The sequence below is a fragment of the Telluria sp. ZB4P37 genome, from assembly GCF_059685855.1.
In genome coordinates this window covers 1-23,230 of sequence record NZ_JCASID010000019.1, presented here as the reverse complement: position 1 = coordinate 23,230, position 23,230 = coordinate 1, and the positions used below count along the sequence as shown (strand labels likewise).

Below are 23,230 nucleotides of genomic sequence, written 5' to 3'. Positions count from 1 at the left end.
GCTCATTGCTGCCCAAGCCCTTACTGCATCGTCTCCTGGTCATGGGACAGCCCGCCCGGTGCGCAACTGGGCGCATCTTCCCCGCGCAGCGTCGCGTTCAGCAGCTTCATGCTGTGGGCGGTGTACATCGCCCACACCTCGGGCAGCTGCATGCGCGTGGCGATGCTGATGAATCCACCTCCCACGGCTGCAGCACTGCACAGGAAGGGATGGCGCACGCAGTTCAAGCCGGCGCCCAGCATGGTGCCGGCTTTCCGGCCTTCCCAGCCGCCGGTGATGGCTGCCGATGGGCGCTCGGTACCCGAGCCGCTCAGGCCGGAGGCAGCTCCGAGCACCATGCCTCCATTGACCAGCTTGCCCCTGCCGACGGCCATGGTCGCCAGCGTGTAGTTGGTCACGACACCCTGCGCGGCGTTCATGAAGGCCTTGAAGTCCTCGCCCTCGAGGTCGTTGCAGACCGTGACCACGCGCTTGTCCCCCAGCACGCGCAGGCTGGACGGGTTGTGCAGGCCGGTGAGGTCGGCCGCGGCGTGCGAGACCGGGTCGAAGGTGCCCCCTTCGCCGCTTGGCCGCGGCACGAAGGAGACATAGTTTCGCGCATCCGTGTGCGTAGCGGCGTCCCCCGGCAGCTGCATGATCAGTCCAGGGGTCAGCGGCGCCGGATTGAAACCCACCACCAGGCCCACGCCGTTGCGCAAGCCCGCGTACTGGGCCAGTCCGCCGCCCAGCGAATGCCCGGTGAGGATGATCTTCGCGCGCGGTATGCCGCTGCGGATCAGCGCGGCCACCACCATGTCGGCGAGCTGGAAGGCGGCCGGGTTCGATGCGACCTGGCGGCTGGCGCGCTCGAGCATCCAGTTACCGACGGCCCCGCGCATCCCGCCACCCGAGGAACTGAGCTTGCTCCCCAGCTCGTTGAGCATTTCCGGCGTCGTCGCCAGCTGGAAGTCGGTCTCGAAATCGGCACGCGTATCGCTGCCGCGGAAGACCACCACGTGGCGTCCGTCGCGCAGCCGGTAGCGCTCGTAGTGCAGGCGATCGCTCCTGGTGGCGGGATCGACATCGAGCTGGCTGAGGCCTTCGCGCGCCGGCAGCTCTGATTTGCGCAGGAGCATGTACTCGTGCTCGGCCAGCCGGTGGCGCTTCTTTCCGAGAGCGATGGCCAGCTTCTTGAGCTCCTTCATGCGCACGCCCTCGTTGCGGCGCGGGTCGTTCTCGATGCGGCGAATCTTCGCTTCCAGGTCGGCGATGTCGGCCGCGCCGAGGCGCAGTTTGTCGGCATCGCTGTACACGGCCAGCGACAGCAGCGACAACAGGCGGTCGACATCGGGAACCGGCGCGTCGGCGAGCTCCTCCGGCCCGGGGCCGGCTCGCGGCTGCGGCGGCGCGCCCGGACCTGTCGGCAGCACCGCCGGCAAGCCTGCGGGCGGGCCCGATGGGCGCACCGGAGCGGGCGGCGGGCCACCAGGTTGTCCCGCCAATTGCCCGCCTCCGGACCCGACCGGCGTCCGCGTGTCCGGCGTGGCGCCCGGCGCCCTGCCGGCCAGCTGTCCGCTTGCCTGTGCCTTGGCCACGCCCAGCACCTTGCTGGTCTCGGCATCGACCAGCAACAGCCCGGTCACCCGCACCGGCTGGTTCCAGATGCGCTCCAGTGCCCCTTGCGCGAAGCTGGCCCCGCCGGCATCCTCGGCCACTGCGTACAGGCGCAGCTTGCCTTGCGCGTGGCGTGCCGAGAGCAGCGCCGCGCTGGCCGCATCCGGCACCGGCAGGGAGTTGAAGATGGGGTCGCCCGATGCCAGGCTGACGGACACCATGCAGGCCACCACCTCCGCCCCGGCGACCCGGTAGGGTTGAATGCACTGCCGGCCTGGATCGCCGGTGCGTCCGCCGCTGTCCAGGCTCAGTTGCAGCGCAAAACGCTTGCCGGCCGCGTCGAAGGCGCCGATTGTCGAAACCAGCGGCAGCACATAGGGGACGCCGCCGCGCAGGCGGTCCTGGCGCTCCTGCAGCGCGAACTCGAGCAAGGTCCTGCGTTCGAAGCGCTCGCGCGCGTTGGCCGCCGCCCGCAAGTAAGCGAGCGCCTGCCGGATGTCGTCGGAGGCGCGGCCATCGCTCATCTCGGCTAGCTCCACCGGGTCGACCGCCTGGCCGGTGCGCTGCGCGAACAGCAGCAGCAGGTTCAGGTCGTCCATGACCGCGTGCGGTCCTTCGAGCTGCTGGACGATGGGCAGCGCCGGCGCACCGCCCCAGGCCGGGACGGTGAGGCACAGCATGGCGCAGGACAGGAGGTGGCGCGTCAGATTCATGGCGACGTGAAGGTAAAGGGTTGGCGCGCGCCGCTGGCGGCGTTACAGGCGAACACGAACATCGACTCGCCGACCGAGCCCCTGCCGGGCGTGCTTGCCGCTTGCGGCTCTTGGACCTCGGCGAGCATGCCGCCGCTGCCGAAGCGTCCGCCGTAGCCCTTGTTGCGCAGCTGGCGCATCGTGCGGCGCGCACAGTCGCTCTCGTACAGGGCGATCGTCGATTTGACCGGGGAGACAGTCGCGTCGCCGAAGTCCATCAGGATGCGGTACAGGACAGTCGCGCCTTCGCGCCGCACGCTGGCCGGGTCGACGTAGGTGGTGACGGCGGTGTCATGCGCGACCAGGGTCCAGCCGGCAGGGACGGTCGGACCCGCGGCGACGGGTGCAGCCGGCGTTGCCGGCATCGCGGCGGCGGCGGCGGCGGCAGGCGCCCCGCTCCTGCGCGAGATGGCGAAGATCTCGCCCTCCGCGCTGGCCAGGATCAGCTGGGTGATCCGCACCGGCTGGTAGCCGGAGGCGGCAAAGATTTCGAGCGGCATGTAGCGGATCTCGTTGCCCCGCAAGACGCGGTAGTTGCCGGCCGGCTCGCCGAGCGCGAACATCAGGAAGCGCCGGCCATTGTTGCGGATCTCGCGCGCCAGCGCCGTATCCGCGACCGGGAAGTAGCGGAGAAAGGAGTCGTTCTGGTCTTCGTTGACCGCGTGCAGGCAAGCGGTCTTGAACGAGTTGCGCGGACCGGTGTCGTAGGCCCCGGCGCAGTGGTAGCTTGGTCCGGCGCGCATCGAGGCACGCTTGTTCATGGCCAGCGCCACCGGATAGCGCCCGCGTGCGAAATCGTATTCCTGCCAGGTCACCTCGATCGGGATCAGGTAGCTGCGGGCCTGGCGCAGCAGCGCCACGCGCTCGTCCACGAACGCGCTCCAGGCCGGCATCGATTCCTGGCGCACGAACTCGTCGCGGTCCTCGATCTTGTTGCGCAGCTTGCGCTGCGGACGCACGGTGGCGGTGTGGTTGTCGCCGCGCGCCAGCACCTGCAGGTTGTAGGGCGTGCCCGTGGCGGTGTGGTGCAGCAGCGGCGTGTTGATGTCGTCCATGAAGACGGCGCCGGCCGCCTCCAGTTCCGACAGGTGGCGCGGCGCCGCCGTGTCCTGGGCGGCTGCCGGCAGCGCGACGCCCAGGAATCCAAGAAGGCAAAGAGTGAATCGTGTCAGGTGCGTCATGTCAGCTTCCAGGGTGCTTGTCGGGGGTATAGCCATAGTCCAGGCCGAACAACAGCGTGGTCCGGATGCGTTCGTTCACCGGGAACAGCAGGCCCTGTCCGACCGCTACGCCGTGCAGCGCGCGCGCCATCAGCCGGGACCAGCCCGGCGCCGTTTCCGAGTTGGCGATCTTGTTCTCGAGCAGTTCGTAGGCCTTGCTGCTGGTGAAGCGATTGTCGATATAGGCCAGCGAGACAGTGCCGGCCAAGGCCAGGACCATGATCCCGGCGAGCGCACGGCCGAACTGGGGCGCCGAGCCGTCCGGCCGGCGCATCGCGGCGTAGCACAGCATGCAGGCCAGCTTGGTCATGTGCATGAGCGCGCCGAGCAGGGAGCAGAACAGCGCCAGCGGCGGCACGATCACAGCGCGCGCTGCATCCCTGCCCTCGGCCTCGAAGCGTCCGCCGTCGGCGAGCTGGGGGGCATCGGCCTCGTAGGCCTGCCACCGTTTCATGAGCTGCAGGTTGACCAGCGGGTCGAACACGGCGCGCTGGAACTGGGCGCCGGTGGCGTAGTGCGGCTGCAGCACCACGCCGGACGGCAGGCCGAGCTGGCGGCGCAGTTCGCGCTGGACCGCCGGCTGCGCCAGGAAGGCTTCCCAGCCCAGCCCCGGCGCGACGGTGCTGCCGGCACGCGCGTTCAGGCGCCGCTCGGCCGCCGCGCTGGCCTTGTGCGCGACCGCCGCGCGGAAGGCTTCCTCGTCGCCCAGGTCCCAGTCCGCCGCCACCGGCACCCGGCTGCGCACCTTCTGGCGCACGCGCTCCTGCGCCGCGTAAGGCACGGTATGGGGCGACCAGCCGCGCCGGCCCAGGTCGCGCACGTACCGGGCCCAGGCCCTGTCCTGCTCGGCCCCGATCGAGCCTTCGAGCCGCGCCTTGAGCGCGGCGGGGTGCGCGGCGCCGTACTTGCGCCAGCGCGCATGTACTTCCTGGATCGCTTCGCGGTAATGCCCATAGAACGCGGCCGGGCCGCCCAGCGTCCCTTCGACCATGCGCTGCACCCGGGGCTTCTTGTCCGGGCCGAATTCTTCCTCGAGGCTGTCCATGGATCCGGCGAACAGGGGGAACAGCGCCAGGAAGGCCTTGCCTTCGGGCTTGCTGGCGAGGCTTTCGCCCTCCGCCAGGTTGCCGAGACGGGTGGTGCCGTCGACCAGGGCCGACTTGGCCAGCACGGCGGTCATCGCGGAACGGCGGAATTCGCCGCTGCTGCTTTCGACCAGATGTTCGGTCAGGCGGTCGAGCGAGAAATACACGGCGGTGGCGCCGGCGCCGCACAGGGCTGCTGTGAAAATCCAGTAGACGCCGGCGCCGGCGCCGCGCGCGAACATCGGCTTCGAGCGGCGCACGTGGATCGCGGCCTGCAGCAACAGCAGCGCGATCGCGGCCCCGGACAGCCAGCGCCCCCAGGTCTCGAGGCCGTGGATATCGGCGGTCGTGACGTGGCCGCCGAGCGCATCGAGCAGGCGCGCATTGAAGCCGAGCTCCAGGCACACGTAGACGCCCGTCAGGACAATGAGGGAGAAGGTGGCGCGCGGCGACATCATCGGTTCAGGTACATGGTGCGGGGAGCCTGCTCTTTCTGCTCGAATTCGAGTTTGACCGCTGGCAGGGCGGTGGCCCGACGCGAAGCCCTTGCGGCCGGGATGGACGGCTCGGGCGTGCGCGCAGGCGCAGGCGCCGCCCTGGCCACCGGCTGCCGCGGCGCCTGCGCTGGAACAAGGGCGACGGGCGCCGAGGCCGGCGCGGTGCGCGGGGATGGCGCCGGCACTAGCGGGAGCGCGCGCGCGACCATGTCGCCGTACAGCAGCTTCCCCTGCGAGAACTGGTAGCGCGTGACGTGCGCGCCATTGGCGACGTCGAAGCTCGCCCCGCTGCCGCCGGGTACGGCCACCGGCGGCGCCTGGCAATTGCCGAAGTCCCAGGCGCGCACCTCGGCGCCCTTGACTGCCAGCAGCTGCATCTTGTGGCGGCACTGGCGTTCCGACTTGTCGAGCACGATCACTGTGTAGCCGTCGACCTCCTGCGCCGAACGGAAGCGCAGCGCCGTGGCCTTGTCGATGTCGACCACGCGCGACCAGGCTTGCAGCTTGACCGAATAGCGCCGCTCGAGCTCGCGCACCGAGGCGGCGCTGCCATCGGGCAGCACGAACTCGTCGATGGTGCGGCCGAACAGGGCCGCGTTGTCGATTCCGATCCGCATGCTGCGACCGGGGCCTTCCTGTACGGCGCAGCCGGCCAGGGCCACAGCCAGGGCCAGGGACGGGAGTGATTGCTTGAAGTGGGTCATCGTTGTGCGTGTCTGCTGGTCGCTTCGGTCGTTGGCATTCATCGGGTGGGCGGCGGCGCTGCATTCAGGCTCTCGAGCAGCGATTGCACCGCTTCCTGCACGCGCCCCGTGCCACGGCCGGTCTCGAGATCGAGCTGGGCCAGGTCGAGCCTGGCGCGCGGGTAGTTGGCTGCGGCGGCCTGCTCGAGCCAGCGCCGGCTTTCCTCCAGGTCGCGCGCGGTCCCGTGCGCGACGTAGTACATCTCGCCGATCTCGGCCTGGGCCACGGGGAAGCCGGCTTCGGCGGCTTTCTTCAGCCAGCGCCAGGCCGCGCCGTGACTGGCGTTGAAGCGGACCGTGCGCCCGCCGTTCTGGTCGCGCGCGCGGTCCTGGCCTTCGCGGTGGGCGATGCCGAGCACGGTCTGCGCCACCACGTTGCCCGCGCCCGCCTTGCGTTCCAGCGCAGGCATTTCGTCGCGCGGCAGGTTGCGCACCCGCTGCCGGATCTCCCAGTCCACCAGTTGCCACTCGGCCGCGCTCATCTGGCGATACCAGGCCGGGCCGGGCTCCGCGCGCATGCCCCAGCTGGCGCCGGCGGGCCGGACGCCGCCAGCCACCACGACGGCGGGCAGGACATCGGTTCGCTGCCCGCCCTGGGGCCGGAAATAATAGCTGCCGGCCACCGACGACTCGTACCAGGGATGCTGGTCGTCGAGCGTCTTGCGGCGTACTTCGCCGGCGACGGTGCGGAATACCTCTTCCAGCTCATGTCCCGGCGCCAGCAGCACGCGCGCAAGGGCCTGGGTGTAGATGCTATGCGGTCCCTTGCCGTCCGCCGCCAGCTGGCCGGGCGCGGTCGAGTAGGCGATAAAGGTGCCGCGCGGCGGCGCCACCTGTTTCAGTCCGATCCCGGCGAAACTGCGGTAGCGGACCGCCGACACCGGCTGGAAGGGGTTGTTGCGGCAGGCGTCCAGCACCACGATGTTGAGGGCCGAATGCGAACCCGCCAAGCGCTCGAGCATTGTCTTGAGCGGATAGGCGCGCAGGCGGGCGCCCTGCTCGCCCGTCACCGGCATGTCCACCGGATTCAGGTAGTTGGCGCCGCCCAGCTGCATGCCGTGCCCGGCGTAGTAGACGAAGGCGGTGGCGCCGGACGGGATCCGCATGGCGAAGCCGGTGACCGCCGCGGCCATGCGCTCGCGGTCGAGGTCGTAGTACTCGGTGACCGCGAAGCCGAGCGCAGCGAGGGTCCTGGCCATCAGGCGCGCATCGTTGACGGCATTCGGCAGCGTGCCGCTGCCCCCGTAGCGTGCATTGCCCAGCACGAGCGCCAGCCGCGCGGCGGGTACGGCGGCGTGGCTGCCCGTGCTCGCCAACAGCAGGGCCGGCGCGGCCGCGCGGAGTAAAGTACGGCGCTTCATGGCGCGCACTCCGGGTGCGCGGGTGCGATGAGGTCGGCCTGCTCTACTACGGGACTGTCGGCCAGGATGGCGGCCGCCGCGCGCGCATCCCTGCCCGCCGGCATTGACACCCACACCTCGCCATCCTCGGACGGCCCTTGCACCAGCGTCGCCTGCGCCTGCCGCAGGGCGCCGACGATATCGGCATACACGGCGTCGGCGCCGAACACCACGCGCAGGCGCGGCGCACAGGCCGGGGCATAGGCCGGACCCGCGCCGCTCCGATAGACCATGGCATTGTTGTCTCGCGGAGCATGTCCGCCCAGCATCCACAGGCCCTGGGCGGCCACCAGCGCCAGCGCGCCGAAGGTCCAGGCCGGCGTGACGAAGGTGTCGCGCAACCAATCGAACACGCGGCCGGAGCGCGCCGCCGGCCGCGGCCGTGTGGCTCCCGTGGCCTGCACTTGCCCGGCCAGGCGGCGGTACAAGCGCTGGTAGGCGTGGCGCGGGTCGTCGGCCTCGCCCAGCGGCGTGCCGGTCACGACGGTGGTGCCCTCTTCCAGATCCCAGGCGCCGATCCGTCCCGGTCGCGGCAGCACGGCGCCGTCGCCAAGCGGCGCCTGCAGGTCGGCCAGGCGCACGATCGCTCCGAGCATGGCGGCCGGTAACTTGCCCAGGAGCGCTTCGTCGCCCAAGATCACGACCTCGACCGGGTTCCATGCCTGCACCATTGCCGCTTCCGGGGCCACGATGCCGTCTTCTTCCTGCAGGACAAGGTCGCGCTCGCCTGCATAGTCGGCTTCCTGGGCGACCAGCCAGCCGCGCCAGCGCTGTCCCCCCTGGCTGGCGCCCAGCAGCACGCCGCAGGCACGCCCGGTGTCCAGGCGCCGGATCTGGCCGGCCGCGGGTGCCTGCGGCGGCCAGGCGGCATCGCTGACCACGCGGCGCCGCACCAGTTCGGCCAGGTGAGCCGGCATCGGCCCGGCCGCCACATTCCCGGCGCTGTCCTCCAGTTCGGCGGACGGCATCGGGCCACCGCCGAACAGCCCGGCCTCGATCAGCGCCAGCGGCGGGTACAGGTGCACCGTCATGCGGCGCTCCGGTACCGCGCGCGCACACGCTGGCACAAGAGCGTCAGGAGTGCCGCGATTTCCTCGCGCCAGTCGAGTTGCAGTTCGACGCCCACGTCCAGCATCCAGCGGCCGATGCTGGTCTTGCCGTAGTGGCGGTAGCTCTCGCCCTTGCTGCGCGTAATGCCGAGCCGCCTGGCCTTGTGATGGAACGCCGTGCCCAATGTGAAACGCCGGGCGATGGCGGACACCGGTTCGCGCTCGTGTTCATCGGTGCAGGTATGCAGGCTCAGATAAGCGATCTCGCCCGGCGCCAGCCTGGCGAGGAAAGCGTCGGCGCTGTGCATCGCCGTGGCGGTGTCGATACCGGCTTCGCGCAGCAGTCGCTCGTGGCCTGGGGCGGGTGGCGTAGCAGGCAGGTTCTCGTCGATCGGTGCGCCCGGCGGCGCGTCGTCCGCCAGGTCGAGGGCGTAGCGTTTCAGGTAAGCGTGCAACGCATGCACGTGAAGCAGCGGCCCGGCGCGGGTGGTCGAGGCGTTCAGCAGAATCTTGTCTTGGAAAAACAGGTTGGCGAGATCCCGGCGCTGCGCGTCGGTGTTGAAGCCAGCCGGCAGGCGAGTACGCAGCAGGACCGGCATTACCAGCCGATAGAAATCGGCCCATTCCGCCTCGCTCAGGCCATTTGCGCGGCGATCCCAGTAATCGATAATGGCCGCGTGGTCGGAATCGAGGGCTGTATTCACATCCATGGAGATAATATTTACAGCCTTCCGCCACTGGCGAAAAATGTTGCAATAATGAAATCAGGCAGCCAGCATAACGTGCCCATATTTGTTTGTAAAGCTCACGGCTTACCGATATAACGGCGTACATACCGGATTTTTAAAACTTTCGCAGATCTATCGAATTTTTATGCAGGCCGCATTATGTTCTCTTTAAAAATTTTCGAATTCTGTCGTTTTAGGACCAGGCGCGCTAATACCTTTCATGCACGGTAGGTAGAATTGCGTTCGCAGATAAAAGCCGATAGCATGATTCGCTTTGCCTTTGTTATTGGCAGCGGCCTGCTTATTCTTAATTGATGACACTATGATGACGACTTCCACCCTCGATTCTCTGCCTGCAAGCGCCGCAGCGCTTCCCACGCCCGCCAAAGCCGCACCTGACAGCCATCTGGAAAAGCAGCGCATTCAATTGCAAGAGCGCATCGACAAGTTGCAGGCGCAACGCGACGACGCCAACCGCGTGCTCGGCGCGGCCGTGGCGCCGGTGCAGGAAGAACTGGGCGTGCTCGACGCCGGCTTGCGCACGTTGTACGCGGAGGGCAAGACGGCGCTCTATTCAGCCGCGCTCGCACAATCTGCGTGGAAATGTTTGGGACTCAAGCAATTGACCACCGCCCCGTGGAAATGGGGCATCAATCCCGTCATCGGCGCCTGGTTCTCGGTACTGGCCGTATTCGGCTTGCTGATGTATTTGCTCCCGGCCTGGGGCCTGGTCAGCCTGGTGCTGGCCGCCGCCGCCGCCGCCTTTGTGTACTGGAAATTCCTGGGCAAGGCGCGTGCCGAGTTCGCGCGCCAGGCCAGCATGAAGAGCGTGGCCGCGCTCACGCTGGTCGAGGGCTACCGGCCGGCGGTGGTGCAACTGGCTACGACCCCATCCGGCAACAAGGATTACCCCTACCAGTGCGTGCAGGTGAGCTTCGGCGGCAGCAGCTTTGATAGCGCCCGCAGTTTCGACACCAAGGCCTACGGCGACATGTTCGGCGCCACCCTGGTCGGCTTCGTCTCGGACACAAGGACCAATGGCGTCGGCTTCTGGATCAAGTTGCCCGAGGATGGCCAGAAGATGCGCTGGATCGACCTGTCGGATAAGGCGGTGGAAACCGCGCGCTTCAAGCTGGTCGAGCCGGCGCTCGAGGCCTTGCTGCGGCAGCGCAGCGCGGCGCTGGCCCTGGCGATGAAAGCCATGTCGGCCCATGCCGACAGCCGCCGCGCAGCAGACGGCGAACTGGCCATCCTCAAGGCACGCATCCAGACGCTGTCCACCCAGGAAGCGGCCTGGCGCAATGTCGCCGTCAACCGTAACGCGCTTGACCAGATCGTGATCCAGATCGAGCTGTTCAAGCTGGGCAAGGCAGGCGCGCCGAAAGGCATGCTGCTGTACGGTCCGCCTGGCACCGGCAAGACTAGCATCGCACGCAACCTGGCCGAGAGCTCGGGCTGCCATTTCATCGCAGTGAACCTGGCCGACCTCAAGGGCCAGTTCCAGGGCCAGACCGCGCCTGCCGTGGTCAACATCTGGAAAAAAGCGCGCAGCAAGGCGCCTTGTATCCTGTTCATCGACGAATGCGAGGGTATCCTCGGCACGCGCTCGGAACGCTCGGCCAGCGGCCACAACGTCAACTTCGACAACGAACTGGTCGAGACCTTCCTGGCGGAATGGGATGGCATGAATTCCTCGGCCGGCCAGGTCTTCGTGGTCGGCGCCACCAACCGGCGCGAAAACCTGGACAGCGCGATCGTGTCGCGTTTCAACCAGATGATCGAGATCGGCCTGCCCGACGTGCAGTCGCGCAAGCGCATCCTGGAACTCGAATTCGGCAAGCGCAACATCGCCCTGCCGGTGTCGGACAAGATGGCAAAGGAAACCGCCGGCATGTCCGGACGCGACCTGAGCAACCTGGCGACCAGCTTCCAGGGCGCGACCCTGCTCGACGAGCCATCCGAAGCCATGTTCACCAGCATCGTCAAGCAGACCCGCGGGAAGGCCTCGACCATGACCGACGGCGTGCGCTGGGACCAGGTGATCCTGCCGGCGCGCGTGAAGACCAAGCTGGAAGGCCTGGCGCGCAAGATCAAGCGCGCCGAGGAATACCAGAAAGCCGGCTTCCCGGTGCCGAAAAGCCTGCTGCTCTACGGTCCGCCCGGCACCGGCAAGACCCAGATCGCGCGGGCGCTCGCCACCGAATCCGGCCTGGCCTTTCAAGCGGTGACGACCAGCGAAGTCAAGGGCAGCAGCCTTGGCGAGTCCGGCAAGCGCCTGCGCCAGATCTTCGAGACCGCACGCGGCCAGGCGCCCTGCCTGTTGTTCATCGACGAAATCGACATTGTCACTGCCCGCCGCGGCGAAGGCGACAGTTATTCACAGGAAATCATCGGCCAATTGTTGCAGGAAATGGACGGCATCAAGTCACGCGCTGGTGCAGGTTTCGTGTTCCTGCTGGCCGCGACCAATTGCGTCGACAAGATCGACGATGCCGTGCTGTCGCGCTTCGGCGAGAAGGAAGAAATCGGCCTGCCGGACGCCGAGGCCCGTGCCGATATCCTGGAAGTCTTGCTGAGCAATAAGCCGCTCGGTTTCGCGCTCCCGGCCGTGTTGCCGAAGCTGGCTGCCGCCACCGAAGGCATGTCGGGGCGCGACCTCAATACTCTGGTGAGCGTGGCCGCCAACCAGGCGATGCACCGCGCTGATGTCGAAGGTCTGGAGATCGAGGATATCCGAATCGTGGAGAATGATTTCGCGGGGAGCGTGGTGGCGGGACGGACAATCGTGCTGGACTGAAGGTGATCGGCTGACGAGCTGTCAGCCGTGACGCTGCGGCGCCGGCCGAGGCCGGCGCCCGGGAAATCAGGATTCGTTCACTTCCTGGCGCAGGATTTCCATCCAGCGTTGCAGCTGATGCTCGATGTTTTTCGCTGGAAACTCGATTTGCCATTTTGGGAAATCGATATCTTTCACTTCAAAAAACAGGCCGGTGCTGGACCTGTTATTCCTGGCCTGGCGCACGTTGGCCGCTGTCGCCGCCATCGAGGCGCCAAATCCCGAAGCCGCCATGATCATCCCGCCGCTCGCCACATTGGTCTCCCACGAACGGATCTTCGCATACGGATACACCTTGTGGACGCCCTTGGACAGCAGGTGGACTTCTTTCGCACTCGTATCGAGGGCGACACCGGAATCAAGGTGAAAATGTGAATACTGGAATCCCGCCAGTTTCTGCTTCAGCGGATCGACCGCGCTTTCGCTGGAATGATTCTTGATCGCCTTGATAAACAGCCATACAGCCCATGCGAGCAGAATAAGGCCGAGCAGCGCAGACAGTCCGCCAAAGGTAGAACTGGACGAATTAAAGAAGTACAGGCCGGCGAGCGCCACCAGTGCGGGTTTAAGGAAGTTTTTCATCGTTGTGTATGAAGGGCTGTGGATTAAAAATACCCGGGATCGGCGACCAGCGAGACCGGCTGACAAAACGTGGATAAAAACCGCGCCGCTGAATAATGCGCGGTTGCGATTTTAACTTGTAGAAATGCCACGAATCTATCCAATCATCACCGCCCGGGTTGCTGGCGCGTGCCGTTGTTAACAACGACGGCACTTACCCAGAACGCGGTAATCCGCCATTTTTCAAACATTCATGTAATTATTTTTTTGGGCGGTGCCTGTTACGCATGGGGGATGCCGGCGTGCCCGCTCGCCTGCGGCTCAGGCATGCGCTTCGCGCCGCCATGACAGCGCCCGCGGAAGGTGGGCGCGGCTGGACGGATCGGCCAGGAATGCCGCCAGCACCTGGCGGTAGAGGGCCAGGCTGCCGCGGTAGTGCGGCTGGCGCAGCGACGCGGGTTTGCCGAGGTGGGCGAGGACGAAGTAATCGGCCAGCAGATCCCCCTGCGCTTCCATGTTGTAGTCGGCTAGTTGCGCACCATCGCGCAGGGTGTAGTCATAGGACAGCCCGATACGAAATGCCCCGCGCAGGCGCACCGGATAGCCCAGCTGGTGCTGCCATACGTGCACCATCTCGTGCATGAACCAGTGGATGGCGCCGGGGTCGCCGCGGGTGTAATCGGGCAGGAAGCAGGAACGATGGAAGTACATGCTGCCGTTAGGCGTCATGCAGCAGTTCTTCGGCTGCAGGGGCATGTAGCGGCGCCCGTGGATACGGACGCGGCTATAGTCGATGGCGTCGCCGAACAGCAGCGACGCCATCGCGATCTCGGCCTCGGTCAGGGGACGGGATCGCGGGCGTTTCATACAGGCTTATGCGGCACGCAGTGCGGCCGCCGCCTTGGCCAATTCGGTGATCCCGGCCCAGTCGCCGGCGGCGATCAGGTCTTTCGGGGTCAGCCAGGAACCGCCCACGCAGGCCACGTTCTTACAGGCCAGGAACTTCGGCGCAGTCTCGATCGAAATGCCGCCGGTCGGGCAGAAGGTCACGTCCGGCAGCGGGCCACCGATCGCATTGAGCATGCCCACGCCGCCCGCCGGCACTGCCGGGAACAGCTTGAGCTGGCGGAAGCCCGCCTCGCGCGCGGCCATCACTTCGGATGGGGTCATCACGCCCGGCAGCAGCGGCAGGCCGCTTCTCTTTGCCGCCTCGATCAGCATCGGGGTCAGGCCAGGCGAGACGCCGAACACGGCGCCGGCATCGCGCGAGGCTGCGAATTCGTCGGCCTGCGTCAGGGTGCCGACGCCGACGATGGCGCCTTCGACCTGGCTCATGGCGCGGATCGCCTCCAGGCCGTGTTTGGTGCGCAGCGTCACTTCCAGCACGCGGATGCCGCCTGCCACCAGGGCCTTGGCCAGCGGCACGGCGTGCTCCGGATCGTCGATGGCGATGACAGGGATGACGCTCGCCGAGCGCATGATTTCAAGTAAGGTCATTTCTGCGTCCTAAAGAGAAAGTCTTCGTCTGAACCGGGCACGACTTCATCGGCGTTGATGCCTTCGTGCAGCGGTACGGTGGTCGGGATGGGCGAGGGCATCGGGAAGGTGGCCGCGCCCTGCTCCGCCGGCGTGCTGGCGTTGCGGAACATGGCGAACAGCTCGCGCCCCATGCCGATGTGGCTCTTGGACAGGTCGGCGGTCGCCATGCTGCGCGAGGCCCAGACGTCGTCGGGCACCAGCGCAGCGAACGAGCCGGTGGTGGCATCGACGCGGATCATGTCGCCGTCGCGCACCAGGCCGAGCGGGCCGCCGGCAAGGATTTCGGGCGAGACGTGGATCGCCGCCGGCACTTTGCCGGAAGCGCCCGACATGCGGCCGTCGGTGACCATCGCCACCTTGAAACCGGCGTCCTGCAGGTTCGACAGCGCCGGGGTCAGCGCGTGCAGTTCCGGCATGCCGTTGGCGCGCGGGCCCTGGAAGCGGATCACGGCCACGAAGTCGCGATTGAGTTTGCCGTCTTTATAGGCCTGCATGAAGGCTTCCTGCGAATCGAAGGTCAGCGCCGGCGCTTCGACCACGTGGTATTCCTTCTTCACGGACGAGATTTTCATGATGGCGCGGCCCAGGTTGCCCTGCACCAGCACCATGCCGCCGTTGTCGCTGAACGGGTTCGCCGCCCCCCGCAGCACGCTGTCGTCGCCGCTTTGCTGCGGCACGTCGCGCCACACGACCTTGCCGTCCTCGCCCAGGAAGGGCTCCCTGCAGTGATTGCGCAGGCCGTGGCCGAGGATGGTGTTGACGTCTTCGTGGGCCAGGCCGGCGTCGAGCAGTTCGCGGATCACGAAGCCAGGACCGCCGGCGGCCTGGAAGTGGTTCACGTCGGCTTCGCCGTTCGGGTAGATGCGGGTCAGCGAGGGCACCACTTTCGACAGTTCGTCGAAGTCGTTCCAGTCGATCACGATGCCTGCCGCGCGGGCGATCGCCACCAGGTGCAGCGTGTGGTTGGTCGAGCCGCCGGTCGCGTGCAGCGCGACGATGGCGTTGACGATGCTCTTCTCGTCCACGATGCGGCCGATTGGCATGTAGTTGCTGCCCTGCTGGGAGATCGCGACCGCCTGCTGGGCGGCAGCACGCGTGAGCGCATCGCGCAGCGGGGTGCCCGGCGTGATGAAGGCGGCGCCCGGCAGGTGCAGGCCCATCATCTCCATCAGCATCTGGTTGCTGTTCGCGGTGCCGTAGAAGGTGCAGGTGCCGGCGTCGTGGTAGGACTGGGCTTCGCATTCCATCAGCTCTTCGCGGGTGGCCTTGCCCTGCGCGTAGAGCTGGCGCACGCGCGCCTTTTCCTTGTTCGACAGGCCCGAGGTCATCGGACCGCCCGGCACGAAGATGCCCGGGATATGGCCGAAGTGCAGCGCTCCGATGAGCAGGCCCGGCACGATCTTGTCGCAGATGCCCAGGTAGAGTGAAGCGTCGAACATATTGTGCGACAGCGCCACGGCGGTCGACATGGCGATGGTGTCGCGCGAGAACAGCGACAGCTCCATGCCCGGCTGGCCTTGCGTAACGCCGTCGCACATGGCCGGCACGCCGCCCGCGAACTGGGCCACGGCGCCGATCTCGCGCACGGCGTCCTTGATCACTTTCGGGTAATACTCGAAGGGCTGGTGGGCCGAGAGCATGTCGTTGTACGACGACACGATCGCGACCGACGGCTGCTTGTATTCGCGCAGCTTGAGCTTGTCGTTGGCCGGGAAGGCGGCGAAGCCGTGCGCCAGGTTGGTGCACGACAGCGCGCCGCGCTGCACACCCTGGATCCGGGCCGCTTCGAGATGCGCCAGGTAAGCCGCGCGCGATGGCCGGCTACGCTGGATGATCCGCTTGGTTACCTGCTCGACTACGGGGTGCAGCGCCATGATCGTTCCTTCTTAAATTTGGTATCTGAAATTTTACTACAGATTTATTTGGGGTGCAGCAAATCGGCCGGCAGGGTGGTCGGGTTTCCCGGCCACGCGTTCACATCACGGTGCTGTTGCCCGTGCGGCTGCACATATTCCAACTATCGCCGCGTGGGCGGGGACCCGCCGCCCCAACGAATTCCGGCTGCTCTTGCGCGATCACATCATCGTCGCGCGACACCACCATGCGAATACAACCACTTTTTGTGTAGTGAATTTACGCACACATATTGTATTATTCGCTAATCTGCTATTGACAACATTGTGCCATCGACACCGACCCCATGCGCCAGCCTTCCCTGACCTCCACCTCCAGCTTCCAGGCCCTTGAAACCCATGCCATCGAGGCCGAAGACTGGGAGATGCGCAGCCTGTTCGCCGCCGATCCCCAGCGCTTCGAGCGTCTCTCGGCCGAAGCTGCAGGACTGTTCCTAGACTATTCAAAAAATCGCCTCGACGGGCGCACGCTTGAACTGCTCGCGGCGCTGTTGCGCGAGCGTGGCGTGGAGGCGCGCCGCGATGCGATGTTCGCCGGCGAACGGATCAACAACACCGAAAACCGCGCCGTGCTGCACACTGCCCTGCGTGCGCCGCGCGGCGCGAAACTCGTGGTCGAAGGCCAGGACGTGAATGCCGACGTGCACGCAGTACTCGACCGCGTCAAGCTGTTCACCGACGCGGTGCGCAGCGGCGACTGGCTGGGTCATACGGGCAAGCCGATCACGGACATCGTCAACATCGGCATCGGCGGCTCGGACCTGGGCCCGAAGATGGTCGTGCTGGCGCTGCGCCACTACGCCCATCCGCGCTTGGCGCTGCATTTCGTGTCGAACGTGGACGGCCACGACATGGATGCGGCCTTGAATCAGGTCGATCCGGAAACCACGCTGTTCATCGTCGCGTCCAAGACCTTTACGACCGCCGAGACGATGATGAACGCGCAGACGGCGCGCGCCTGGTTCCTGCAGAATGCGCCCGAAGAAGCGCTGGCCAGGCACTTCGTCGCGGTCTCGACCAATACCGAGGCCATTAAAACCTTCGGCATCGACCCGGCCAACATGTTCCCGTTCTGGGACTGGGTTGGCGGGCGCTATTCGGTCTGGTCGGCCATCGGCCTGCCGGTGGCACTGGCCGTGGGCTTCGGCTATTTCACCGACTTCCTGGCCGGTGCGCACGAGCTGGACGAGCACTTCCGCACTGCTCCGGTCGAAGAAAACCTGCCGATGATCCTGGCGCTGGTCGGGTTCTGGAACCGCCAGTTCCTGGGCGCCACGTCGGTCACGATTGCCCCCTACCACCAGGACCTGAACCGCTTCCCGGCCTATTTGCAGCAGCTCGACATGGAGAGCAACGGCAAGCGCGTCACGCGCGACGGCGAGCCGGTTGACACCCCGACCTGCCCGGCGATCTGGGGCGAACCCGGCACCAATGGCCAGCACGCCTATTTCCAGCTGCTGCACCAGGGTACCGACCTGACCCCGATCGACGTCATCGCCGCGCTGCGCCCTGCGCACGAAATGCAGAACCACCACACTGCCCTGCTGGCGAACTGCTTCGCGCAGTCGGAAGCCTTCATGAAGGGCAAGACGCTCGACGAAGTGCGGATCGACCTGCAGCAGCAAGGCCTGTCGCCGAGCGAAATCGAGCGCCTGGCGCCGCACAAGACCTTCCCGGGCAACCGTCCGAGCAACACTATCCTGATGGAGCGGCTCACCCCGGCCACGCTGGGCGCCCTGATCGCGTTGTACGAACACAAGACCTTCGTGCAGGGCGTGCTCTGGGATGTCAACAGCTTCGACCAGTGGGGCGTTGAACTGGGCAAGGTGCTGGCCAAGAAGATCGAAGCCGAGCTGGCAGGCGAGCCCCAACCCGAACTCCACGACAGCTCCACCAACGGCCTGATTGCACGGGCCAAGGCCGCCGTCTGAACCCCAACTGAACATGCACATGGCAACGGAAAAATTCGAAGTGGTGCACGACGCGCCGATGCTGGTCGGCGAATCCGCAACCTGGCACGAGGTCGAGTCGGCCCTGTACTGGGTCGACATCAACGGCTTCACTGTGAACCGCGTGCACCCTGCAAGCGGCAAGTTCAGCTCGTGGAAAATGGGCTCGGAGCCGTCGGCGATCGCCATCGACGGCGACAACAACCTGATGGTCGCCACGCGCGCCGGCCTGGTCTGCCTGAACACGACCAGCGGCAAGGAAACGCCGATCGCGGATGCGCCCTACGACACGTCCATCGTCCGCTTCAACGACGGCCGCGTGGACCCGGCCGGCCGCTTCTGGATCGGCACCATGTACGAGCCGCGCGACAAGCCGGCCGCCGAGATGTACGTGCTCGAGCGCGGCCAGCTGCGCCGCGCCTGGGCTGGCGGCATGACCAATTCGAACGGCCTGGCCTGGAGCCTGGACGGCGGCACGATGTTCCATGCCGATACGACGACGCACCGCATCGATTGCTACGATTTCGACCCGGCGACCGGCGTGCAATCGAACGGGCGCACGATCAAGACCTTCTCGAGCGACAAGGCGGCTGCGGATTACGGCGGCCGCCCGGATGGCGCGACGGTCGACAGCGAAGGCGCCTACTGGGTGGCGATGTTCGAAGGCGGGCGCGTGCTGCGCATCGCGCCGGATGGCACGGTGCTGCGCGAGATTGCGCTGCCGGTGCGCTGCCCCACTTCGCTCGCCTTCGGCGGCTCGGACTTGCGCACGCTATACATCACCAGCGCCAGCCATGGACGGTCGGCGGAAGAGCTGGCGACCTATCCGCTCAGCGGGAAGCTGCTGTCGATTCGCGTGGATGTGGCGGGGCGGGAAGAGCCGGAATACCGGTCACACGCATAACCGTAGGATGGGCGGCTCCACCCGGTGATGGGATTCATCCGCGCCGCGTGCGCCGCCCACCCTGCGATGCGCGGGAGTTCACCGTCCAACCCGGCGGTTTCGTAGTATATTTTCTTGCTAACACGATATTCGTGTAGTAAATTTACATCCAAGTCTTCACTCTCCCCCAGATTCCTATGGCACTTTCCGATTTCGACCTCGTTTTCTTCGGCGGCAGCGGCGACCTTGCGATGCGCAAGCTGCTCCCTGCGATGTACTCGCGCGATGTCTGCAACGACTTGCCGGACAGCGCCCGCATCATCTGCGTCGGCCGCGAGGAAGCGACCCAGGAAGAATTCCTGAAGATGGTCGAGACGAACTCCAAGCAGCACATCAAGGACACGCCCAACGAGGAAAGCTGGGCGCGCTTCCTCAAGCGCATCGTCTACGTGGCGCTCAACGCCACGAATGTCGCCACCTACGGCCCGCTGGTCGAGGCATTGCGCAAGGACGATTCGCTCACCCGCGTTTACTACCTGGCCACCCCGCCCCACCTGTTCGCCACCATCTGCGACAACCTGGCCGCAACAAGCCTGGTATCGCCGAACTCGCGCGTGGTGCTGGAAAAGCCGCTCGGGCGCGACCTGGCCTCGGCCAAGCAGATCAACCTGGACGTCGGCAAGGTCTTTGCTGAATCGCAGATCTACCGGATCGACCACTACCTGGGCAAAGAGACCGTGCAGAACCTGCTGGCCCTGCGCTTCGGGAACATCCTGTTCGAGCCGCTGTGGCGCCGCGAATGGATTTCGGACGTGCAGATCACCATCGCCGAGAAAATTGGCGTGGGCAACCGCCTGGGTTATTACGACACCTCGGGCGCGCTGCGCGACATGCTGCAGAATCACCTGCTGCAGCTGCTGTGTATCGTCGCGATGGAGCCGCCGACCTCGATTTCGCCGGACGCCGTACGCGACGCCAAGCTGCAGGTGCTGCGTTCATTGAAACGCTTCACCCCGACCACGCTGGCGCAGAACATCGTGCGCGGCCAGTACCGCGGCGGCTATGTCGATGGCCAGGCGGTGCCGGGCTACCGCGACGAGCCGGAAGCGCCAAAGGGCTCGAAGACCGAGACCTTCGTGGCGATGAAGGCCGAGATCGACACCTGGCGCTGGGCCGGCGTGCCCTTCTACCTGCGCACCGGCAAGCGCATGGCCGACCGCCTGGCCGAAATCGTGGTGCGCTTCAAGCCGATCCCGCATTCGATCTTCAACCAGCCGACGTCGAGCTTCCAGCCAAACAGTCTGGTGATCCGCTTGCAGCCGGACGAAGGCCTGTCGATGAACCTGATGGCCAAGACCCCGGGCGATTCCATGCGCCTGAAGCAGGCCGAGTTGGAGCTGGACTTCCGCGAGCAGTTCAAGAGCCCGCGCATGGAAGCCTACGAACGCCTGCTGGTCGACGTGCTGCGCGGCCAGCTGACCCTGTTCATGCGCGGCGACGAGCTGGAAGCGGCCTGGGAATGGGTCGAGCCTATCCTGGAGCATTGGGAGCAGGACGATTCCACCCCGGTGCCCTATTCCTCCGGCACCTGGGGCCCAGCCGCCTCGAGCGCGCTGATCGGCCGCGATGGCCTGCAGTGGCGCGAAGAAGTGCTGCCGGAAGATTAAATAGCCATGCTGCTCGACTCCATCCGCACCCAGCTCGACTCGCTCTCGAAATCCGAGCGCAAGGTGGCGCTCGCGGTGCTCGCCGCGCCGTCGAGCACGGTGAGCCAGAACATCACCGCGCTGGCCAAGAATGCGCAAGTGTCCGAGCCGACCGTGGTGCGTTTCTGCCGCACGCTCGGCTACGACGGCTGGCACGAGTTCAAGCTCAAGCTGGCCCAGGGCCTGGCGCTGGCGCTCCCCGGTGCGAACGAGCAGCCGGCGCCGGACGACCTGGCGGCCGATTTGGTGAACAAGATCTGCAGCCGCTCGATCAATACCCTGCTCGACCTGCGCAACAATCTCAAGCCGGAGCTGGTGCAAAAGGCGCTCGACATCCTCTCGCGCGCCAACAAGATCGAGTTCTACGGCCAGGGCTCGTCGGGTTTCGTGGCCTGCGACGCCCAGCACAAGTTCTTCCGCTCGGGCGTGCCGACCGTGGCCTATACCGACCCGGCCATCCACTCGATCGCGGCGGCTCTGCTGCGCGAAGGCGATGCGGTGGTGGCGATTTCCCAGCGCGGCAACAATCCGGCCCTGACCCGTTCGGCCAAGCTGGCCAGGCGCGGCGGCGCCGACGTGATCGTGCTGGCGCCGTCCGGCACCCCGCTGGCGGAGATCGCCACCCTGTTCATCCCGATCGACCTGGTGTTCGCGATCGACCCCTACACGCCGATTTCGGCGCGCCTGGCCTACCTGGTCGTGATCGACGTGCTGGCCGTGGGCCTGGCGCTGCAGCGCGGGCCGGAATTCCGCAAGAAGATGCAGAATGCGCAGAAGGCGTTGCAGGAGTTCGATATGCAGTTCGATTCGTTTATTGGTTGAGCTAACGCTTTTCGAACGAATTGGACGGAACAATGCCAGTGGCATTGTTTCGGCCTTCGCCGGTATGACGTGCAAATGTTGTTGGCCTTAAAACCGTCGCTCCCGCGCAGTCGGGAGCCCAATCTTGATTGAGCGGCCGCGGCGTTGAAAATGCCACAGGTGTAAAATAGCCGGTTTCCAAAGCATCCCGGGCACCGCCATGCATATCAATCCCGAACGCACCACCCGTCCCGATTACGCCCTGCTCGAGCGCCAGGTCGAGAGCGTTCTCGAAGGAGAGCGCAGCCTGATCGCGAACGCCGCGCAGTTCTCGGCGCTCGTCTATGACACACTCTCCGACCTGAACTGGGCCGGCTTCTATTTCACCGTGCCGGCGCGCAAGGGTGACGGCCAGGACCTGCTGGTCGGTCCCTTCCAGGGCAAGCCGGCCTGCGCCCGCATTCCGTTCGGACGCGGCGTCTGCGGCACCACCGCGGCCGAGCGCAAGACCATCGTGGTGGCGGACGTGCATGCCTTTCCGGGGCATATCGCCTGCGATTCTGCGTCGAATTCGGAGATCGTGATTCCGCTGATCAAGGATGGCGAAGTGCTCGGCGTGTTCGATATCGACAGCCCGGTGCTGGACCGGTTTTCGGATGAAGACCGCGAAGGGCTGGAGCGCATGATTGCGGCGTTCATGGATGGGACCGATTTTTCATAATGCGTTGAGTGGGTTCCCCCCGCGCGGGAACGACGGTTTTTAGGCTGCAGGTCAGTGGTACCCGTATTTGCAATACACACTTTGCACGTCGTCCCCGCGCAGGCGGGGATCCAAGTTCTCCGACCGAATCCGCAACACCACATTCAAGTTTCACTCATTCACACCGAGACCCACGATGAACCAACTCGAACAACTCAAGCAATACACCACCGTCGTCGCCGACACCGGCGACTTCCAGTCGATCAAGGCCTACACGCCGCAGGATGCGACCACCAATCCGTCGCTGATCCTGAAGGCCGTGCAAAAGCCGGAATACCGCCCGCTGCTGGAAAAGGCCATTGCGGATGCGCCGCACGCCACCGTCGATGAAATCGTCGACAACCTCCTGATCGGTTTCGGCGTCGAGATCCTGAAGTTCGTGCCGGGCCGCGTCTCGACCGAGATCGATGCCGCCCTGTCGTTCGACACGCAAGCCACCGTCGCCAAGGGCCGCGAGCTGATCGCCCTGTACGAAAAGGCCGGCGTCTCGCGCGAGCGCGTCCTGATCAAGATCGCCTCGACCTGGGAAGGCATCCGCGCAGCCGAGATCCTGGAAAAGGAAGGCATCCACTGCAACCTGACCCTGCTGTTCTCGCTGTGCCAGGCGATCGCCTGCGCCGACGCCGGCGTGCAGCTGATCTCGCCGTTCGTCGGCCGCATCTACGACTGGTACAAGAAATCGACCGGTACCGACTACCAGGGCGCGGACGATCCGGGCGTGCAGTCGGTCAAGCGTATTTACCAGTACTACCGCACGTTTGGCTACAAGACCGAAGTGATGGGCGCGAGCTTCCGCAACACCTCGCAGATCCAGGAACTGGCCGGCTGCGACCTGCTCACCATCTCGCCGGACCTGCTGCAAAAGCTGGCCGACAGCGATACCCCCCTCGAACGCAAGCTGGTCGCCGAGGCGCAGGCCGACATCGAGAAGATCACCGTGGACGAAAAGACCTTCCGCTTCATGCTCAATGAAGACGCGATGGGCACCGAGAAGCTGGCCGAAGGCATCCGCGCTTTTGTCGCGGATTCGATCAAGCTGAAGCAGATGATCGAAACGATGCGTTGATCAAGACGCATGCGGTAAATACAAAAGCGCGCCCCGGGTGAACTGAACCCCAAAAGTTGGACACCAACTTTTGGGGTTTTTTCATGTCGAAGTACAGTGAGCAATTTAAGCTCGCCATCGTCCAGCAGTACCTTTCCGGCACTGCGGGT

Annotated in this window: 18 protein-coding genes; 7 read left to right on the top strand and 11 right to left on the bottom strand. The window is 65.9% G+C overall.

Features of this window, described 5'->3' with window-relative positions; all coding sequences use genetic code 11:
* Window positions 1-20: 20 nt before the first annotated feature.
* From AC56K1_RS21140 to AC56K1_RS21110, 7 genes are read right to left on the bottom strand one after another with little or no spacing between them, the layout of a single operon-like run.
* Window positions 21-2,306 (bottom strand): lipase family protein, encoded by a 2,286-nt coding sequence (locus AC56K1_RS21140; RefSeq protein ID WP_497159752.1) that lies wholly within the window; start codon window positions 2,304-2,306, stop codon window positions 21-23.
* Window positions 2,303-3,526, bottom strand: a complete 1,224-nt coding sequence (locus AC56K1_RS21135) for a surface-adhesin E family protein (RefSeq protein ID WP_497159751.1) — start codon at window positions 3,524-3,526, stop codon at window positions 2,303-2,305. The genes AC56K1_RS21140 and AC56K1_RS21135 overlap by 4 nt, the downstream gene beginning before the upstream one ends.
* A 1-nt stretch (window position 3,527) precedes the next feature.
* Window positions 3,528-5,108: a hypothetical protein gene (locus AC56K1_RS21130; RefSeq protein ID WP_497159750.1), complete on the bottom strand. Its 1,581-nt coding sequence runs from the start codon at window positions 5,106-5,108 to the stop codon at window positions 3,528-3,530.
* Window positions 5,105-5,851: a hypothetical protein gene (locus tag AC56K1_RS21125; RefSeq protein WP_497159749.1), complete on the bottom strand. Its 747-nt coding sequence runs from the start codon at window positions 5,849-5,851 to the stop codon at window positions 5,105-5,107. Before AC56K1_RS21125 ends, AC56K1_RS21130 begins: the two co-directional genes overlap by 4 nt.
* 38 nt (window positions 5,852-5,889) lie before the next feature.
* On the bottom strand, window positions 5,890-7,251 hold the full coding sequence (locus AC56K1_RS21120; protein ID WP_497159748.1) for a caspase family protein: 1,362 nt from the start codon (window positions 7,249-7,251) through the stop codon (window positions 5,890-5,892).
* On the bottom strand, window positions 7,248-8,321 hold the full coding sequence (locus tag AC56K1_RS21115) for a hypothetical protein (protein WP_497159747.1): 1,074 nt from the start codon (window positions 8,319-8,321) through the stop codon (window positions 7,248-7,250). The genes AC56K1_RS21120 and AC56K1_RS21115 overlap by 4 nt, the downstream gene beginning before the upstream one ends.
* A complete protein-coding gene (locus tag AC56K1_RS21110; protein WP_497159746.1) occupies window positions 8,318-9,043 on the bottom strand; it encodes a hypothetical protein in 726 nt (241 codons plus the stop codon). The genes AC56K1_RS21115 and AC56K1_RS21110 overlap by 4 nt, the downstream gene beginning before the upstream one ends.
* 346 nt (window positions 9,044-9,389) lie before the next feature.
* On the opposite strand from AC56K1_RS21110, the gene AC56K1_RS21105 reads away from it, so the two are divergent.
* Window positions 9,390-11,864, top strand: a complete 2,475-nt coding sequence (locus AC56K1_RS21105; protein WP_497159745.1) for an AAA family ATPase — start codon at window positions 9,390-9,392, stop codon at window positions 11,862-11,864.
* A gap of 66 nt (window positions 11,865-11,930) precedes the next feature.
* On the opposite strand, the gene AC56K1_RS21100 is transcribed toward AC56K1_RS21105, so the two are convergent.
* The 4 genes from AC56K1_RS21100 to edd form a co-directional block, all read right to left on the bottom strand.
* Entirely contained in the window at window positions 11,931-12,485 is a 555-nt protein-coding gene (locus AC56K1_RS21100; protein WP_497159744.1) for a DUF4755 domain-containing protein, read from the bottom strand.
* Between the two features lie 300 nt (window positions 12,486-12,785).
* The gene (locus tag AC56K1_RS21095) at window positions 12,786-13,331 is read right to left on the bottom strand and encodes a Rhs element Vgr protein (RefSeq protein WP_497159743.1); all 546 of its coding nucleotides are present in this window, start codon (window positions 13,329-13,331) and stop codon (window positions 12,786-12,788) included.
* A 6-nt stretch (window positions 13,332-13,337) separates the two neighbouring features.
* Complete coding sequence (gene eda / locus AC56K1_RS21090; protein WP_497159742.1) at window positions 13,338-13,961, bottom strand: bifunctional 4-hydroxy-2-oxoglutarate aldolase/2-dehydro-3-deoxy-phosphogluconate aldolase; 624 nt, start codon at window positions 13,959-13,961, stop codon at window positions 13,338-13,340.
* A complete protein-coding gene (gene edd / locus AC56K1_RS21085) occupies window positions 13,958-15,877 on the bottom strand; it encodes a phosphogluconate dehydratase (RefSeq protein ID WP_497159741.1) in 1,920 nt (639 codons plus the stop codon). The genes eda and edd overlap by 4 nt, the downstream gene beginning before the upstream one ends.
* 326 nt (window positions 15,878-16,203) lie before the next feature.
* Between edd and pgi the strand changes: the two genes are divergently transcribed.
* From pgi to tal, 6 genes are all read left to right on the top strand, one after another.
* Window positions 16,204-17,847 carry a glucose-6-phosphate isomerase gene (gene pgi / locus AC56K1_RS21080; RefSeq protein ID WP_497159740.1) on the top strand — a complete coding sequence of 548 codons (1,644 nt, stop codon included), beginning with the start codon at window positions 16,204-16,206 and terminating at the stop codon, window positions 17,845-17,847.
* Between the two features lie 19 nt (window positions 17,848-17,866).
* Window positions 17,867-18,769, top strand: a complete 903-nt coding sequence (locus AC56K1_RS21075; RefSeq protein WP_497159739.1) for an SMP-30/gluconolactonase/LRE family protein — start codon at window positions 17,867-17,869, stop codon at window positions 18,767-18,769.
* Window positions 18,770-18,945: 176 nt separating this feature from the next.
* Window positions 18,946-20,415 carry a glucose-6-phosphate dehydrogenase gene (zwf, locus tag AC56K1_RS21070; protein ID WP_497159738.1) on the top strand — a complete coding sequence of 490 codons (1,470 nt, stop codon included), beginning with the start codon at window positions 18,946-18,948 and terminating at the stop codon, window positions 20,413-20,415.
* A 6-nt stretch (window positions 20,416-20,421) separates the two neighbouring features.
* Window positions 20,422-21,276 carry an SIS domain-containing protein gene (locus tag AC56K1_RS21065; RefSeq protein ID WP_171082253.1) on the top strand — a complete coding sequence of 285 codons (855 nt, stop codon included), beginning with the start codon at window positions 20,422-20,424 and terminating at the stop codon, window positions 21,274-21,276.
* 199 nt (window positions 21,277-21,475) lie between these two features.
* Entirely contained in the window at window positions 21,476-21,976 is a 501-nt protein-coding gene (locus AC56K1_RS21060; RefSeq protein WP_497159737.1) for a GAF domain-containing protein, read from the top strand.
* A 175-nt stretch (window positions 21,977-22,151) separates the two neighbouring features.
* Window positions 22,152-23,081: a transaldolase gene (gene tal, locus AC56K1_RS21055; protein ID WP_497159736.1), complete on the top strand. Its 930-nt coding sequence runs from the start codon at window positions 22,152-22,154 to the stop codon at window positions 23,079-23,081.
* The last annotated feature ends 149 nt before the right edge of the window (window positions 23,082-23,230 follow it).

Excerpts from the sequence above, each read along its gene's own strand:
- AC56K1_RS21065 (WP_171082253.1), top strand. The coding sequence starts at position 20,422 with ATGCTGCTCGACTCCATCCGCACCCAGCTCGACTCGCTCTCGAAATCC.
- AC56K1_RS21125 (WP_497159749.1), bottom strand. The coding sequence starts at position 5,851 with ATGACCCACTTCAAGCAATCACTCCCGTCCCTGGCCCTGGCTGTGGCC.
- pgi (WP_497159740.1), top strand. The coding sequence starts at position 16,204 with ATGCGCCAGCCTTCCCTGACCTCCACCTCCAGCTTCCAGGCCCTTGAA.
- AC56K1_RS21115 (WP_497159747.1), bottom strand. The coding sequence starts at position 8,321 with ATGACGGTGCACCTGTACCCGCCGCTGGCGCTGATCGAGGCCGGGCTG.
- AC56K1_RS21105 (WP_497159745.1), top strand. The coding sequence starts at position 9,390 with ATGATGACGACTTCCACCCTCGATTCTCTGCCTGCAAGCGCCGCAGCG.
- zwf (WP_497159738.1), top strand. The coding sequence starts at position 18,946 with ATGGCACTTTCCGATTTCGACCTCGTTTTCTTCGGCGGCAGCGGCGAC.
- AC56K1_RS21060 (WP_497159737.1), top strand. The coding sequence starts at position 21,476 with ATGCATATCAATCCCGAACGCACCACCCGTCCCGATTACGCCCTGCTC.
- tal (WP_497159736.1), top strand. The coding sequence starts at position 22,152 with ATGAACCAACTCGAACAACTCAAGCAATACACCACCGTCGTCGCCGAC.
- AC56K1_RS21095 (WP_497159743.1), bottom strand. The coding sequence starts at position 13,331 with ATGAAACGCCCGCGATCCCGTCCCCTGACCGAGGCCGAGATCGCGATG.
- AC56K1_RS21135 (WP_497159751.1), bottom strand. The coding sequence starts at position 3,526 with ATGACGCACCTGACACGATTCACTCTTTGCCTTCTTGGATTCCTGGGC.
- AC56K1_RS21075 (WP_497159739.1), top strand. The coding sequence starts at position 17,867 with ATGGCAACGGAAAAATTCGAAGTGGTGCACGACGCGCCGATGCTGGTC.
- AC56K1_RS21100 (WP_497159744.1), bottom strand. The coding sequence starts at position 12,485 with ATGAAAAACTTCCTTAAACCCGCACTGGTGGCGCTCGCCGGCCTGTAC.
- edd (WP_497159741.1), bottom strand. The coding sequence starts at position 15,877 with ATGGCGCTGCACCCCGTAGTCGAGCAGGTAACCAAGCGGATCATCCAG.
- AC56K1_RS21130 (WP_497159750.1), bottom strand. The coding sequence starts at position 5,108 with ATGATGTCGCCGCGCGCCACCTTCTCCCTCATTGTCCTGACGGGCGTC.
- eda (WP_497159742.1), bottom strand. The coding sequence starts at position 13,961 with ATGACCTTACTTGAAATCATGCGCTCGGCGAGCGTCATCCCTGTCATC.
- AC56K1_RS21120 (WP_497159748.1), bottom strand. The coding sequence starts at position 7,251 with ATGAAGCGCCGTACTTTACTCCGCGCGGCCGCGCCGGCCCTGCTGTTG.
- AC56K1_RS21140 (WP_497159752.1), bottom strand. The coding sequence starts at position 2,306 with ATGAATCTGACGCGCCACCTCCTGTCCTGCGCCATGCTGTGCCTCACC.